The organism is Streptomyces sp. NPDC096013, from assembly GCF_044763565.1.
Lineage (GTDB): Bacteria > Actinomycetota > Actinomycetes > Streptomycetales > Streptomycetaceae > Streptomyces.
Genome location: NZ_JBIWGK010000007.1, coordinates 167,488 through 182,811 on the forward strand (window position 1 = coordinate 167,488; position 15,324 = coordinate 182,811).

Here is a 15,324-nt window from a genome sequence, read left to right on the forward strand (position 1 = left end):
CACCGAATCTAGTTGCCGACGAGCCGGGATGGCAGGGGGCGTCCGAAATGAACCACCGGGAAACTCGGGCAAACGGGGCGGTCATGACGGGGTGAACAACGGAACTAGGCGGACATCGGGCGCTGCACGCGGATCGACTGGAGCAGCCCCACCGCGAGCCACACGGCGAACATCGATGTACCGCCGTAGGACACGAAGGGCAGTGGCAGACCGGTGACGGGCATGATGCCGAGGGTCATGCCGACGTTCTCGAAGGCCTGGAAGGCGAACCAGGCGACGATTCCGGCGGCGACGATCGTGCCGTAGAGCTCGGTCGAGTCGCGGGCGATGCGGCAGGCGCGCCACAGGACCACGCCGAGGAGGACGAGGATCAGGCCCGCGCCGACGAAGCCCAGCTCCTCGCCCGCGACGGTGAAGACGAAGTCCGTCTGCTGTTCGGGCACGAACTGGCCTGTTGTCTGCGATCCGTGGAACAGGCCCTCGCCGGTGAGGCCGCCGGAGCCGATCGCGATGCGGGCCTGGTTGGTGTTGTAGCCGACGCCCGCCGGGTCGAGGCTGGGGTTGGCGAAGGCGGCGAAGCGGGCGATCTGGTAGTCGTCCAGGAAGTGCAGCTGCCACACGGCGATCGCGCCCAGGGTGCCCGCGCCGAGCAGGCCGAAGACCCAGCGGTTGGACGCGCCGGAGGCGAGCAGGACGCCGAGCACGATGATGACCATGACCATGACCGAGCCGAGGTCGGGCATCAGCATGACGATCATCATCGGGACCGAGGCGAGGCCGAGCGCCTGGAGGACCGTGCGGTGGTCGGGGTAGGGCTTGTCGCCCGCGTCGACCCGGGCGGCGAGGATCATCGCCATGCCCAGGATGATCGTGATCTTCACGAACTCCGAGGGCTGGAGCGAGAATCCGCCGCCGAGGACGATCCAGGAGTGCGCGCCGTTGACCGTGGAGCCGAGCGGGGTCAGCACCAGCAGGATGCCGAACACCGAGGCGCCGTAGAGGAACGGGACGACGACGCGCAGGGTGCGGTGGCCGACCCAGATGACGCCGATCATCAGGGCGATGCCGATGCCGGTGTTCATGAGGTGGCGGATCAGGAAGTAGTACTGGTCGCCCTGGTTGATCTCGGTGCGGTTGCGGGTCGCCGAGAAGACCAGCAGCGAGCCGATCAGGGACAGGCCGATCGCCGACAGCAGTATCGGCCAGTCCAGCCGGCGGGCCAGCGAGTCACGGGCGAAGACCCGTGTCCAGCCGGCCCGTTCGGGACCGTATCCGGAGACGGAGAAGCTGTTGCCGGTCATGTGAGCATCCTCCGGCCACCCCTTCTGCGCGGACGCCTGCGGGTGTTGCTGTTGGTCGTGTTCGCGGTGGGCGAGGTGGCGGGCGGCTGGGTGCCGTCCGTGGCGGTGACGCCCTGCTCGGTCGCCTTCTGCTGCTTCTCCAGCTCCTTGGCCGGGTCGGCGGTGATCTTCGGGGAGGCGATCGTGCCGTCGGCGCGGACCTTCGGGAGGCTCGTCTGCGGCGTGGGCAGCATCGCCTTCTTCTTGTCGACGGAGCCGTCGGCCTGGACGCCGTACATCGCGTTGTAGATGTTGCGCACGGCCTCACCGGAGGCGCCGGAACCCGTACCGGCCTGCGCGATCGTCATGACGACCGTGTAGTCCTTGGTGTAGGTGGCGAACCAGGAGGTGGTCTGCTTGCCGTAGACCTCGGCCGTACCCGTCTTGGCGTGCAGCTCGATCTTGTCCTGCGGCCAGCCCTGGAACTTCCAGGCGGCGGTACCGCTGGTGACCACGCCCGCGAGGGCCTTGTCGATGCCCTTGTGGGTGGCCGCGCTGATCGGCAGCTTAGCCTTCACCTGCGGCTTGATCTCCTGGACCGTCTTGCCGTCGGCGCTGACGATCGCCTTGCCGATGGTGGGGACGTACTCGGTGCCGCCGTTGGCGAGCGCGCCGTAGATCATGGCCTCCTGGATCGGCGTGACGAGGGTGTCGCCCTGGCCGATGGAGTAGTTGATCGAGTCGCCCTCGCGCATCTTGTTGCCTTCGAGGCAGTTCTCGTACGCGATCTGCTGGACGTACGTGCCGCCCTTCTTGCCGGTCTTGCACCAGTAGGCCTTGTTGGCCTCGTAGGTCTGCTGCTTCCACTTGCGGTCCGGGACGCGGCCGGTGACCTCGTTCGGGAGGTCGACGCCGGTGGTCTTGCCGAGGCCGAACTGGTGGGCCGCCTTGTAGAAGTAGTCCTTCGGCTGGCCCTTCTTCGGGTTGATGCCGCCGTCCTTCTTCCACTGGGCGTCGGCGAGGCCGTAGAAGACCGTGTCGCAGGAGACCTCCAGCGCGCGGCCCAGCGAGATGGGGCCGAAGTTCTCGCCCTCGAAGTTCTTGAAGACCTGGCCGCCCACCGAGTACGAACTCGTGCAGGGGTAGCCGCCGTCCCAGGTGTAGCCGGCCTCGACCGCGGCGGCCGTGGAGACCACCTTGAACGTCGAACCGGGCGCCGACTGACCCTGTATGGCCCGGTTGAGCAGCGGGTAGTCGGAGTTCTTGCCGGTGAGCTGCTTGTAGTCCTTGGCGGAGATGCCGCCGACCCAGACGTTCGGGTCGTACGTCGGCGCGGACGCCATGGCGACGATCCGGCCGGTCTTGGCCTCCATCACGACGACGGCGCCGGAGTCGGCCTTGTAGTTCTCGCCGGTGATCTTGTCGAACTGCTGGCGGGCGCTCTTCATCGCCTTGTCGAGCTGGTACTCGGCGACGCGCTGCACCCGGGCGTCGATGCTGGTGACGAGGTTCGAACCGGGCTGCGGGGCATCGGACTTGGCCTTGCCGATGACCCGGCCGAGGTTGTCGACCTCGTAGCGGGTGACGCCGGCCTTGCCGCGCAGCTCCTTGTCGTACTCGCGCTCGAGGCCGGAGCGGCCGACCTGGTCGGAGCGGAGGTACGGCGAGTCGCTGTCCTTGGCCCGGGTGATCTCGTCGTCGGTGACCGGCGAGAGGTAGCCCAGCACCTGGGCCGCGTTGGCGTCACCGGGGGCCGCGTAACGGCGGACGGCCTCGGGCTCGGCGGTGATGCCGGGGAAGTCCTCAGCGCGCTCGCGGATCTGCAGGGCCTGCTTGGGGGTGGCCTCGTCGGTGATCGGGATCGGCTGGTAGGGCGAGCCGTTCCAGCAGGGCTGCGGGGTCTTCGCGTCGCACAGCCGGACCTTCTGGATGACGTCCGCGGGCTTCAGCCCGAGCACACCGGCCAGCTTGGTGAGGACGGCCTTGCCGTCGTCCGCCTGCTTCAGCAGGTCGGTGCGGGAGGCGGAGACCACGAGCCGGGTCTCGTTGTCGGCGAGGGGCACACCGCGCGCGTCCAGTATCGAACCGCGCACCGCGGGCTCGACGACCTGCTGGACGTGGTTGCCGGACGCTTCCTTCTGGTAGGCGGAGCCCTCGCGGATCTGTAGGTACCAGAGGCGCCCGCCGAGGGTGCCGAGGAGGGAGAGGACGAGGATCTGGATGACGACGAGCCTGATCTGAACCCGTGGAGTCCGACCGGTCTCGGGAATGTTAGTCATGGGCGAAGCCCATCCCTTTGAGGGTGGTGGTGGGAGACGGGCGGGCGTTGGTCATGTGGTGCTGCCGCCCCCTCTCAGTACGTGTACGTGGACGCGTCGACGCGTGTATGAGTCATATCCGAACTGCCTGTGAGGCCGTACGCCAACTCCCCGGAGGTCAAAGCCTCTTGACCCCCTTGATACGTCCCGCACGGGCCACGCGGGCACGGGCGGTCTTCAGCTTCAGGCCGCCGCGCTGGCCGCCGATCCTCAGCCCGGTGCCGGAGGCGAGCCAACCCGATGAGATGTCGGCCGACTTGGCCGCGTTCGTCTCCGCGAGCGGGTCGTTGTCGGCGCGCCGGGCCAGCGCCATGATCCCGGGGACCACGAACGGGGCGAGCAGCAGGTCGTACAGCGAGGCCGTGAACAGCAGGCTGACCAGGCCGACATGGCGGGCGGCGGTGTCGCCGACGAGGGCGCCGACACCAGCGTAGAGCAGGGTGGCGCCGATCGCGGCGGCGACCACGACGGCCATCGGGCCGGTCGCCGACTTCAGGCGGCCGTTCTCCGGCTTGGCCAGGCCCGCGAGGTAGCCGATGACGCACAGGACGAGGGCGTACCGGCCGGCCGCGTGGTCGGCGGGCGGGGCCAGGTCGGCGAGGAGGCCCGCGCCGAAGCCGATGAGGGCGCCCGCGACATGGCCGTAGACCATGGCCAGGCCGAGGACCGTGAGGAGCAGCAGGTCGGGGACCGCGCCCGGGAGGTGGAGGCGGGCGAGGACGCTCACCTGGATCACCAGGGCGACGACGACCAGCGGCGCGGAGAGGAGGATCCGGTTGACACGCATGGGGATGGGCTCCTACTGCTGTTACTGGCCGACGACCGGCGCGTTCGCGGACGGGGTGACCGTGACGGTCACCGTCGGGGTCGGGGTCGGCTGGGGCTTCGCGGGCAGGACCGTGTCACGCGGGTCCTTCTTCGGGGCCTCCACGACCACGCCGACGATGTCGAGCTTGGTGAAGTTGACGTACGGCGTGACGTACAGCGTGCGGGTCAGGCCGCCGCCGGAGGGGTCGACGCGGGAGACGACACCGACCGGGACACCGGGCACGAACGGCTTGTCGGCCTGCGAGCCGAAGGTGACCAGCCGGTCGCCCTTCTTCACCTCGGCCTTGCCGTTGAGGAGTTCGACGCGCAGCGGTCCGTCGCCCTCACCGGAGGCGAAGCCGAGTTCGTCGCTGCCCTCCATCCGGGTGCCGACGGTGAAGTCGGGGTCGTTGGCGAGGAGGACGGTGGAGGTGTCGGGGCCGACGGTGGTGACACGGCCGACGAGTCCGTTGCCGTTCAGGACGGTCATGTCGCGCTTGATGCCGTCGTTGGCGCCGACGTCGATGGTGATCGTCCAGGAGAAGCTCTGGGCGGCTCCTATCGCGATGACCTGGGCGCCCTTGATGCCGTACTGGCCCTCGCCGGCCACCTTCAGCATCCTGTCGAACTGGGTCAGGCGGCTGCGGTTGCGGTCGTCGCTGCCGAGCTTCGCCTTGAGGGCCGCGTTCTCCTTCTCCAGGACGGCGAGCCGGTCGTGCCGCTCACCCGAGTCGCGGACCGCGGAGACCGCGTTGCCCACCGGGTCGACGGCCGACGACACGCCGTTCTCGATCGGACCGAACACGGTGGCCGCGGCCCGGCGGGCTCCGTCGACCGGCGAGTCCTGCCCTCCCCGGATGTCCACCGTGATCAACGCGAACGCTACGGCGATCAGCAGCACCAGGAGCAGCCGGCTCTCTCGTGTGTCCCTCACGTGCGGCGGCCGTGCCTTCCTCATAGAAATGTGCAGAGGTACAGGTATGCAGGTGTGGTGTGTCGTGGTCGGAGGCCTATGACGGAGCCTATGCCTCCATATCAACGATCCGCCGCACGAGAGGAGATCATCCCGTACGGCGGAATCGAAGCGTTACGTCATCTGCGCGGCTGGGCGTCGAGGACCTGCTGGAGCGCCTCGAACTCCTCGACACACTTGCCGGAGCCGAGCGCCACGCTGTCCAGCGGGTCCTCGGCGATGTGGATCGGCATGCCGGTCTCCCGGCGCAGCCGCTCGTCCAGACCCTTCAGCAGGGCTCCGCCGCCGGTCAGAACGATTCCTCGGTCCATGATGTCGCCGGACAGCTCCGGCGGGCACTTGTCGAGGGTCGTCTTCACCGCGTCGACGATCGCGTTGACGGGCTCTTCGATCGCCTTGCGGACTTCGCCCGCGGAGATGACGACGGTCTTGGGCAGACCGGAGACCAGGTCCCGGCCGCGGATTTCGGTGTGCTGGTCGTCGTCGAGGTCGTACGCGGAACCAATCGTGATCTTGATCTGCTCAGCCGTCCGCTCACCCAGAAGGAGCGAGTACTCCTTCTTGATGTGCTGGATGATCGCGTTGTCCAACTCGTCGCCCGCGACGCGGATGGACTGGGCGGTGACGATGCCACCGAGCGAGATGACCGCGACCTCCGTGGTGCCGCCGCCGATGTCCACCACCATGTTGCCCGTGGCCTCGTGGACCGGCAGGCCGGAACCGATGGCCGCGGCCATGGGCTCCTCGATGATGTGCACCTGGCGGGCCCCGGCCTGGGACGACGCCTCGATGACGGCACGGCGCTCGACGCCTGTGATGCCCGAGGGCACACAGACGACGACGCGGGGGCGGGCCAGATAGCGCCGCTTGTGGATCTTCAGGATGAAGTAGCGGAGCATGCGCTCGGTGATCTCGAAGTCGGCGATGACACCGTCCTTCAGCGGGCGCACGGCAACGATGTTGCCCGGCGTCCGCCCGATCATCTTCTTGGCTTCGGAGCCGACCGCGAGAATGCCACCGGTGTTGGTGTTGATCGCGACGACGGACGGCTCGTTGAGTACGATCCCGCGACCCCTGACGTACACCAGCGTGTTGGCGGTCCCGAGGTCGACAGCCATGTCACGGCCGATGAACGACATTGAGTTCCCCATCAGGATTCGTCTGGCCTTCCTGGGAGCTTTTGAGGGCTTTTCAGGTCGGCGAAGTGGGTGCTGTGACGTGAAGGCTTCCATCGTAGACGCGCCTGCACGAACACTGCGCGAGGGTCTTCGCCATTGTCAGCATGTGAGGCACCGCCTCGCTTGTGGAGACGGTCCAACGGGGGCACGCGTTCCCCCGATCGGCACGCATATGCCGCGGGACGGCCGGACATTCGCGGCCGCCCCTGGTCAGGCATGTGGGTTACTGATGGAGACTCAGCCACGCTCGGGGAAGAAGATCTTCACCTCGCGTTCGGCGGACTCCTCCGAGTCCGACGCGTGGATCAGGTTCTCCCGGACGATGACACCGAAGTCCCCGCGGATCGACCCCGGCGCGGCGGCGATCGGGTCGGTCGGACCGGCCAGCTGGCGGACGCCCTCGATGACCCGGTCGCCCTCGACGATCAGGGCAACCACCGGGCCGGAGGCCATGAACTCCATCAGCGGCTCGTAGAAGGGCTTGCCCTTGTGCTCGCCGTAGTGCTGCTCCAGGGTGTCCTGGTCCAGGGTGCGCAGCTCCAGCGCGGTGATCTGCCAGCCGGCCTTGCGCTCGATGCGGCTGATGATCTCGCCGGTCAGGCCACGACGTACGGCGTCGGGCTTGAGCAGGACGAGGGTGCGCTGGGTCACGACAGGACTCCTTCGGATCATGATGGTGCGGGACGTCTCACGACAGGCCCGAGGCTACAGGGCGTGTCCATGCGTCCATTACGCAGCGTCAGGTGTAGGGGAGTCGGCCTGCGCGGCCTGCGCCGCGAACCGCGCCTTCGCCTCGTCGATCTTCCGGCCGTAGTGCACCGACGCCCACCACAGGGCCGCGAAGATCGCCCCGAGGAAGAACATGGACGGCACGACGAACCCGGACGCGATCAGCGCGATCTGGAGCGCCCAGCCGAGCGCGATGCCGCCCGGCCGGGTCACCACGGCGCACAGCGCGACCGACAGGAACATCGCGATCCCGCAGACCGTCCACACCGTGGCGGTGGTCAGATCCGGGTCCTTCATGGCGACGAGACCGGCGAAGCCGATCACGAAGAACTCGCCGATCAGCGTGGAAGAACAGAGCGTACGCACGGAAAGTCAGCCCCTCCCCAGGAGCAGTCGGACTTCACCGACGGTGATGACGGAACCGGTGACGAGCACACCGCCGCCCGCGAACTCGCCCTCCTCCTCGGCCAGCGTGATCGCGGCCTCCAGCGCGTCCGGCAGCCGCGGCTCGACCTGCACGCGCTCGTCGCCGAACACCTCGACGGCGATCGCGGCCAGCTCGTCCGCGTCCATCGCGCGGTGGCTGGAGTTCTGCGTGACGACGACCTCGGCGAACATCGGCTCGAACGCTTCGAGGAAGCCCCGGACGTCCTTGTCCCCGCTGGCCCCGACGACCCCGATCAGCCGGCTGAAGTCGAACGCCTCGGCCACCGCCTCGGCGGTCGCACGGGCGCCCGCCGGGTTGTGCGCCGCGTCCAGCACGACGGTCGGCGACCGCCGCACGACCTCCAGCCGCCCGGGCGAGGTCACGGACGCGAACGCCTTCCGCACGGTGTCGATGGCGAGCGGATCGGGCCGCTGCGCCCCCACCCCGAAGAACGCCTCCACGGCGGCGAGCGCCACGGCCGCGTTGTGCGCCTGGTAGGGGCCGTGCAGGGGGAGGAAGATCTCCTCGTACTCCCCGCCGAGCCCCCGCAGGTTGATCAACTGCCCGCCGACGGCGACCTGCCGGGACACGACCCCGAACTCAAGGCCCTCCCGGGCCACGGTCGCGTCCACCTCGACGGCCTTCTTCAGCAGCACCTGCGCCGCGTCCACCGGCTGCTGCGCCAGGATCACGGTCGCGTCCTGCTTGACGATGCCGGCCTTCTCCGTGGCGATCTCACCGGTCGTCCCGCCGAGCCGGTCGGTGTGGTCGAGATCGATGGGGGTGACCACGGCCACGGCGGCGTCGATGACGTTCGTGGCGTCCCAGGTGCCGCCCATGCCGACCTCCACGACGGCGACGTCGACCGGTGCGTCCGCGAACGCCGCGTACGCCATGCCGGTCAGCACCTCGAAGAACGACAGCCGGAACTCCTGCTGGGCGTCCACCATCTCGACGTACGGCTTGATGTCCTCGTACGTCTCGATGAAGCGCTCGGCGGAGATCGGGGCGCCGTCGAGGCTGATGCGTTCGGTGATCGACTGGACGTGGGGGGAGGTGTAGCGGCCGGTGCGCAGTTCGAAGGCGCCGAGGAGCGCCTCGATCATGCGGGCCGTGGAGGTCTTGCCGTTCGTGCCCGTGATGTGGATCGAGGGGTACGAGCGCTGCGGGTCGCCGAGGACGTCCATCAGGGCGGCGATGCGGCTGACGGAGGGTTCCAGCTTGGTTTCGCCCCAGCGGGTGGCCAGCTCGGCCTCCACGTCGCGGAGGGCCTTGTCCAGGGCGGGGTCCTCGGGGCGGCCGGGGACGTCGGCCTGGGGGGCGCCTGTGCCCTGGGCCCGGAGGGTGCGGCTGCCGGCCTCGATGACCGCGAGGTCGGGGTCGCGGTCTGTCTCGGCCTCGATGATCTCGTCGAACGGGTCGCTGTCAGTCACATGGGTCAGTCTACGGACGTTGGGGGTGTCTTTTCCCTGCGGGCCCGTCGGGAGTCCTTTGTCCGCGGGTCCGGTGGGGGCTGGTCGCGCAGTTCCCCGCGCCCGTGGGTGGGACAGGGCCCCCGGAACCGAGAAGTTCCGGGGGCCCTGTCCCACCTGCACATCCTTACGCCTCCGGCAGGACGTCCAGCTGGGCCTTGATGCGGGTGATGTCCTCGTCGGCCTTGGCGAGGCGGACGCGGATCTTGTCGACCACGTTGTCCGGGGCCTTGGCCAGGAACGCCTCGTTGCCGAGCTTGGCCGTCGCCTGGGCCTTCTCCTTCTCGGCGGCGGCCAGGTCCTTCGCGAGGCGCTTGCGCTCCGCCGCGAAGTCGATCGTGCCGGAGAGGTCGAGGGCGACCGTGGCGCCGCCGACCGGGAGGGTGGCCGTGGCGGTGAAGGTGTCGCCCTCCGGCTGGAGGCGCAGGAGCTGGCGGATGGCGGCCTCGTGGGGCGCCAGTGCCGTGCCGTCCAGCGTGAGGCGGGCCGGGACGCGCTGGCCGGGCTGGAGGCCCTGGTCGTTGCGGAAACGGCGGACCTCGGTGATGACCTGCTGGAGGGTCCCGATCTCCTTCTCGGCGGCCGGGTCCCGGAACCCGCTGTCGGTGGGCCAGTCGGCGATGACGATCGACTCGCCGCCCGTCAGCGTCGTCCAGAGCGTCTCCGTGACGAAGGGGACGATCGGGTGGAGGAGCTTGAGGGTGACGTCGAGGACTTCGCCCAGGACGCGGCCGGAGACCTTCGCGGGCTCGCCGCCGGCCATGAACGTCGTCTTGGACAGCTCGACGTACCAGTCGAAGACCTCGTCCCACGCGAAGTGGAACAGCGCGTCGGAGAGCTTCGCGAACTGGTAGTCCTCGTAGAGCGCGTCGACTTCGGCGACGGTGGAGTTCAGCCGGGACAGGATCCAGCGGTCCGTCGCCGACATCTCCGACGCGTCGGGCAGCTCGCCCTCGACCGTCGCGCCGTTCATGAGGGCGAAACGGGTCGCGTTCCAGAGCTTGTTGGCGAAGTTGCGGGAGCCCTGGACCCAGTCCTCGCCGATCGGGACGTCGACGCCCGGGTTGGCGCCGCGCGCGAGGGTGAAACGGAGCGCGTCGGAGCCGTACTTGTCCATCCAGTCGAGCGGATTGACCGCGTTCCCGAAGGACTTGGACATCTTCTTGCCGAACTGGTCGCGGACCATGCCGTGCAGGGCGATGGTGTGGAACGGCGGGGTGCCGTCCATCGCGTAGAGGCCGAACATCATCATCCGGGCGACCCAGAAGAAGAGGATGTCGTAGCCGGTGACCAGGACGGAGTTCGGGTAGAACTTCGCGAGCGAATCGGTCTGTTCGGGCCAGCCGAGGGTCGAGAAGGGCCACAGTCCGGAGGAGAACCAGGTGTCCAGGACGTCGGTGTCCTGGTGCCAGCCCTCACCCGTGGGCGCCTCGTCGTTGGGGCCGACGCAGACGACCTCGCCGTTCGGGCCGTACCAGACCGGGATGCGGTGGCCCCACCACAACTGCCGTGAGATGCACCAGTCGTGGAGGTTGTCGACCCAGTCGAAGTAGCGCTTCTCCATCTCCTGCGGGTGGATCTTGACCCGGCCGTCACGGACCGCGTCGCCGGCCGCCTTCGCGAGCGGGGCGACCTTGACCCACCACTGCATGGACAGCCGCGGCTCGATGGTGGTCTTGCAGCGCGAGCAGTGGCCGACCGAGTGGACGTACGGCCGCTTCTCGGCGACGATCCGGCCCTCGGCGCGCAGCGCGGCGACGATCGCCGAGCGGGCTTCGAGACGGTCCTGGCCCTGGAAGGGGCCGGGGACGGTGATGACGGCGTGCTCGTCCATGACCGTGATGGCCGGGAGGTCGTGCCGCTGGCCGATCTCGAAGTCGTTCGGGTCGTGGGCCGGGGTGACCTTGACGGCCCCCGTGCCGAACTCGGGGTCGACGTGCTCGTCCGCGACGACCGGGATGGAACGGTCGGTCAGCGGCAGCCTGATGAGCTTGCCGACGAGGTGCTTGTAGCGCTCGTCCGACGGGTGGACGGCGACGGCGGTGTCACCGAGCATGGTCTCGGCACGCGTGGTGGCGACGACGATGGTCTCGTCCCCGTCGCCGTACTTCATGGAGACCAGCTCGCCGTCGTCGTCCTGGTACTCGACCTCGATGTCCGAGATCGCGGTGAGACAACGGGGACACCAGTTGATGATGCGCTCGGCGCGGTAGATCAACTCGTCGTCGTAGAGCCGCTTGAAGATGGTCTGGACGGACTGGGAGAGACCCTCGTCCATCGTGAAGCGCTCGCGCGACCACGCGACACCGTCGCCGAGGCGGCGCATCTGGCCGGAGATCTGGCCGCCGGACTCGCCCTTCCACTGCCAGACGCGCTCGACGAAGGCCTCACGGCCCAGGTCGTGCCGGGACTTGCCCTCCTTGCCCAGCTCGCGCTCGACCACGTTCTGCGTGGCGATGCCGGCGTGGTCCATGCCGGGTTGCCACAGCGTCTCGTACCCCTGCATGCGCTTGCGGCGCGTGAGGGCGTCGATGAGCGTGTGCTCGAAGGCGTGCCCCAGGTGGAGCGAGCCCGTGACGTTCGGCGGCGGGATGACGATCGTGTACGGCGGCTTCTCGCTCTTGGCGTCCGCCTCGAAGTAACCCCGCTCCACCCAGCGCTCGTACAGCGGCCCCTCTACATCGGCCGGCGCGTACTGGGTCGGCAGTTCGGAGTCGGGCGCTGGTGGCTGCTGCTGAGCGTTCTCGGTCACGGGCCCAGTTTAGGGGTGTCGCGGGGGTGTCCCGAAACGCGTTTGTTCTGTAACGGTGCGGCCCCCGATGCCGTGCGCTTCCTGTGACTGGGTCAGGATGTCGGGAACACATAAGTATCTGGAGGGGAACCCAGGAATGAGCTACAACCAGCCGGGCCCGTACGACGGGCAGCCCCAGCAGCCCGGACCGTACGGTCAGCCGGGCCCCTACGGGCAGCCTCCCCAGCAGGCGCCGCAGGGCGCGCCTCAGCCCGGCTACGGCTACCCCCAGCAGGCTCCCCCCGCCCAGCCCGGCTACGGCTACCCGCAGCAGCCCCAGCCCCCGCAGGGCGTCCCGCAGCAGGGCCCCTACGGCCAGCCGCAGCAGCCGTACGGCCAGCAGCCCTACGGCCAACCCCCTTACGGGCAGGCCCCGTACGGTGTTCCGCAGCCCCCGGCGCCCGGCGGGAAGAAGAAGACCGGGCTCATCATCGGCGGAGTGGCGGTCCTGGCCGCCATCGGCGTGGGCGTGTACTTCGTCCTCGGGTACACCGGGTCCTCCGGTCTCGCGGACGACGGTCCCCACAAGCTGACGACCCCGGCGAAGGTGCTCGGCGACTACAACCGGGCCACCAAGGACGGCGAGACCAGCGACAGCGGCTCCTCGACCGTGAAGGACCTGGAGAAGAGCGGCGTCAAGAACGGCACCGCCGTCTTCGGCGCCTACTCCACGGCCGACCTCAGCGGCTACGACCCGAGCGACCCGTCCACCGCTCCCAGCGCGTCCGAGCTGCTCACGGCCAAGGGCATCTCGCTCATCGGCGCCTACGGCAAGATCGCCGATCCGCAGAAGGCCCTGGACGCGTTCTTCGCGGACATCCAGAAGGACGTCAACCAGAGCAATTCCTCCAGCAGTTCGTCGGGCGGCAGCAAGCTGGTCGGGGATGCCGAGTCGGTCGACACCGACGGCGCGGTCATGAAGTGCCAGGCGGCCAAGGGCACCAACCAGGTGACCAAGAAGGAGCAGACCGACTGGTTCTGCGCCTGGGCCGACTACAGCACCATCGCGATGGTCTCCCCCGGCGACAACACCGCCGACGTGTCCAAGGACACCGCCGTCTCCATGACGACCAAGCTGCGCAAGGAAGTTCGGGTGAAGATCTAGCCCCGACGCCTCACGTACGAAGGGCGCCCGGTCGGTCGACCGGGCGCCCTTCGTGTCGTACGGGGTGCGGCTGTTACGCCGTCTTCTGCTCCCCCGGTCCCCGGCCGCGTGCGTCGCGCGGGATCAGGGTCGGGTTGACGTTCGACAGGACGACGTCCGCCGTGATGACGACCCGGGCCACGTCCTTGCGGGACGGGACCTCGTACATGACGCCCTGGAGGACTTCCTCCATGATGGCGCGCAGTCCGCGGGCGCCGGTCTGGCGGAGGATGGCCTGGTCGGCGATGGCCTCCAGTGCCTCACGCTCGAAGTCCAGCTCCACGCCGTCGAGTTCGAAGAGGCGCTCGTACTGCTTGACGAGTGCGTTGCGCGGCTCGATGAGGATCTGGAGCAGGGCCTCGCGGTCCAGGTTGTGGACCGAGGTGATGACGGGGAGACGGCCGATGAACTCGGGGATCATGCCGAACTTGACCAGGTCCTCGGGCATGACGTCCTCGAACTGGTCCTTGGACTGAAGCTCCCGCTTCGAGCGGATCGTCGCCCCGAAGCCGATGCCCTTGGCGCCGGCCCTGGACTCGATGAGCTTCTCCAGGCCCGCGAAGGCACCGCCCACGATGAACAGGACGTTCGTCGTGTCGATCTGGATGAACTCCTGGTGCGGGTGTTTCCGGCCGCCCTGCGGCGGGACCGAGGCCGTGGTGCCCTCCAGGATCTTCAACAGGGCCTGCTGGACGCCCTCTCCGCTCACATCACGCGTGATCGACGGGTTCTCGCTCTTGCGGGCGACCTTGTCGATCTCGTCGATGTAGATGATGCCCGTCTCGGCCTTCTTGACGTCGTAGTCGGCGGCCTGGATGAGCTTCAGCAGGATGTTCTCGACGTCCTCGCCGACATAGCCCGCCTCCGTGAGCGCGGTCGCGTCGGCGATCGCGAACGGCACGTTCAGCATGCGGGCCAGGGTCTGTGCGAGGAGGGTCTTGCCCGAGCCCGTGGGGCCGAGCAGGAGGATGTTGGACTTCGCCAACTCGATGGCGTCCTCGCGGCTTTGACCGCCGCCGTTCTCACCGGCCTGGACGCGCTTGTAGTGGTTGTACACCGCGACCGAGAGTGCCTTCTTCGCCGACTCCTGGCCGACGACGTACCCCTCGAGGAACTCGTAGATCTCGCGGGGCTTGGGGAGTTCCTCCCAGCGGACCTCGCTCGTCTCCGCGAGTTCTTCCTCGATGATCTCGTTGCAGAGGTCGATGCACTCGTCGCAGATGTACACACCGGGCCCTGCGATGAGCTTCTTGACCTGCTTCTGGCTCTTGCCGCAGAACGAGCACTTGAGCAGATCGCCGCCGTCACCGATGCGTGCCACGGTGTGCTTCCCCTTCGCCTGGGAGACGCCTAGGTCCAGCGGCTCCTGGTGCTGCCTTATGTCCGACGGTACCTTGCCGGGCCCCCCGTTCGGGCCCCCCTTGGCACGGTTCACTTCCACGTGGACCGTGCCGAGGGGTGGTGGACGATACAGGTCCGGGTCAGCGGACGTCGGCGTTGTTCATCTTCCGGGTGGAGATGATCTGGTCGATCAGGCCGTACGCCAGGGCGTCCTCGGCCGTGAGGATCTTGTCGCGCTCGATGTCCTCGCGGATCTTGTCCAGCGGGGTCGTCGAGTGCTTGGCCAGCATGTCCTCCAGCTGACCGCGCATGCGGAGGATCTCGTTGGCCGCGATCTCCAGGTCGGAGACCTGGCCCCGGCCCGTCTCGCTGTACGGCTGGTGGATCAGCACGCGCGCGTTCGGCAGCGCCATGCGCTTGCCCGGCGTACCGGCGGCCAGCAGGACGGCGGCGGCGGACGCGGCCTGGCCCATGCAGACCGTCTGCACGTCCGGCTTCACGAACTGCATCGTGTCGTAGATCGCAGTCAGGGCCGTGAAGGAGCCGCCCGGGCTGTTGATGTAGATGGAGATGTCACGGTCGGGGTCCATGGACTCCAGGCACAGCAGCTGCGCCATGACGTCGTTGGCCGACGCGTCGTCGATCTGGACACCGAGGAAGATCACGCGCTCCTCGAAGAGCTTCGCGTACGGGTCGTACTCACGGACGCCCTGCGAGGTGCGCTCGACGAAGCGCGGGATCACATAACGGGACTCGGCGGCGGGCGCCGTGTATTCGGCGCGTGCGCGCTCGTACAGGCCGGCGCCGGGGAAGTCGTTCACTGTCTCTCTCCTAGGGGCTGTGCGGTCGGCTGAGGGCTGTCCT

The 15,324-nt window shown here is 68.5% G+C and carries 12 protein-coding genes; 1 reads left to right on the forward strand and 11 read right to left on the reverse strand.

Translation table 11 applies throughout. The features are described from left to right. Nucleotides 1-104: 104 nt before the first annotated feature. The 9 genes from rodA to ACIRB1_RS24320 form a co-directional block, all read right to left on the reverse strand. Complete coding sequence (rodA, locus tag ACIRB1_RS24280; RefSeq protein ID WP_352182565.1) at nt 105-1,301, reverse strand: rod shape-determining protein RodA; 1,197 nt, start codon at nt 1,299-1,301, stop codon at nt 105-107. After that, nucleotides 1,298-3,559 carry a penicillin-binding protein 2 gene (gene mrdA / locus ACIRB1_RS24285; protein WP_403466931.1) on the reverse strand — a complete coding sequence of 754 codons (2,262 nt, stop codon included), beginning with the start codon at nt 3,557-3,559 and terminating at the stop codon, nt 1,298-1,300. The genes rodA and mrdA overlap by 4 nt, the downstream gene beginning before the upstream one ends. A 157-nt stretch (nt 3,560-3,716) precedes the next feature. Further along, nucleotides 3,717-4,385, reverse strand: a complete 669-nt coding sequence (gene mreD / locus ACIRB1_RS24290; protein WP_352182563.1) for a rod shape-determining protein MreD — start codon at nt 4,383-4,385, stop codon at nt 3,717-3,719. Between the two features lie 21 nt (nt 4,386-4,406). Then, the gene (gene mreC / locus ACIRB1_RS24295; protein WP_403466932.1) at nt 4,407-5,339 is read right to left on the reverse strand and encodes a rod shape-determining protein MreC; all 933 of its coding nucleotides are present in this window, start codon (nt 5,337-5,339) and stop codon (nt 4,407-4,409) included. A gap of 158 nt (nt 5,340-5,497) precedes the next feature. Continuing rightward, the gene (locus tag ACIRB1_RS24300) at nt 5,498-6,517 is read right to left on the reverse strand and encodes a rod shape-determining protein (protein ID WP_019065566.1); all 1,020 of its coding nucleotides are present in this window, start codon (nt 6,515-6,517) and stop codon (nt 5,498-5,500) included. 276 nt (nt 6,518-6,793) lie between these two features. Further along, complete coding sequence (gene ndk / locus ACIRB1_RS24305) at nt 6,794-7,207, reverse strand: nucleoside-diphosphate kinase (protein ID WP_403466933.1); 414 nt, start codon at nt 7,205-7,207, stop codon at nt 6,794-6,796. A 78-nt stretch (nt 7,208-7,285) separates the two neighbouring features. Continuing rightward, a complete protein-coding gene (locus ACIRB1_RS24310) occupies nt 7,286-7,651 on the reverse strand; it encodes a DUF4233 domain-containing protein (RefSeq protein WP_352182560.1) in 366 nt (121 codons plus the stop codon). Nucleotides 7,652-7,657: 6 nt separating this feature from the next. Beyond that, the gene (locus ACIRB1_RS24315; RefSeq protein WP_403466934.1) at nt 7,658-9,145 is read right to left on the reverse strand and encodes a bifunctional folylpolyglutamate synthase/dihydrofolate synthase; all 1,488 of its coding nucleotides are present in this window, start codon (nt 9,143-9,145) and stop codon (nt 7,658-7,660) included. A 166-nt stretch (nt 9,146-9,311) separates the two neighbouring features. Next, a complete protein-coding gene (locus tag ACIRB1_RS24320; RefSeq protein ID WP_403466935.1) occupies nt 9,312-11,936 on the reverse strand; it encodes a valine--tRNA ligase in 2,625 nt (874 codons plus the stop codon). 136 nt (nt 11,937-12,072) lie between these two features. On the opposite strand from ACIRB1_RS24320, the gene ACIRB1_RS24325 reads away from it, so the two are divergent. Continuing rightward, on the forward strand, nt 12,073-13,080 hold the full coding sequence (locus ACIRB1_RS24325) for a hypothetical protein (RefSeq protein ID WP_403466936.1): 1,008 nt from the start codon (nt 12,073-12,075) through the stop codon (nt 13,078-13,080). A gap of 73 nt (nt 13,081-13,153) precedes the next feature. Here ACIRB1_RS24325 and clpX read toward each other — a convergent pair whose 3' ends face one another. Both clpX and ACIRB1_RS24335 read right to left on the reverse strand, forming a co-directional pair. Next, the gene (gene clpX, locus ACIRB1_RS24330) at nt 13,154-14,440 is read right to left on the reverse strand and encodes an ATP-dependent Clp protease ATP-binding subunit ClpX (protein WP_266768669.1); all 1,287 of its coding nucleotides are present in this window, start codon (nt 14,438-14,440) and stop codon (nt 13,154-13,156) included. A 160-nt stretch (nt 14,441-14,600) separates the two neighbouring features. Further along, nucleotides 14,601-15,281 carry an ATP-dependent Clp protease proteolytic subunit gene (locus tag ACIRB1_RS24335; protein ID WP_352182556.1) on the reverse strand — a complete coding sequence of 227 codons (681 nt, stop codon included), beginning with the start codon at nt 15,279-15,281 and terminating at the stop codon, nt 14,601-14,603. Nucleotides 15,282-15,324 lie beyond the last annotated feature (43 nt).

Coding starts and splice junctions, on each gene's coding strand:
- rodA (WP_352182565.1), bottom strand. CDS start 1,301: ATGACCGGCAACAGCTTCTCCGTCTCCGGATACGGTCCCGAACGGGCC.
- mrdA (WP_403466931.1), bottom strand. CDS start 3,559: ATGACTAACATTCCCGAGACCGGTCGGACTCCACGGGTTCAGATCAGG.
- mreD (WP_352182563.1), bottom strand. CDS start 4,385: ATGCGTGTCAACCGGATCCTCCTCTCCGCGCCGCTGGTCGTCGTCGCC.
- ACIRB1_RS24300 (WP_019065566.1), bottom strand. CDS start 6,517: ATGTCGTTCATCGGCCGTGACATGGCTGTCGACCTCGGGACCGCCAAC.
- ACIRB1_RS24325 (WP_403466936.1), top strand. CDS start 12,073: ATGAGCTACAACCAGCCGGGCCCGTACGACGGGCAGCCCCAGCAGCCC.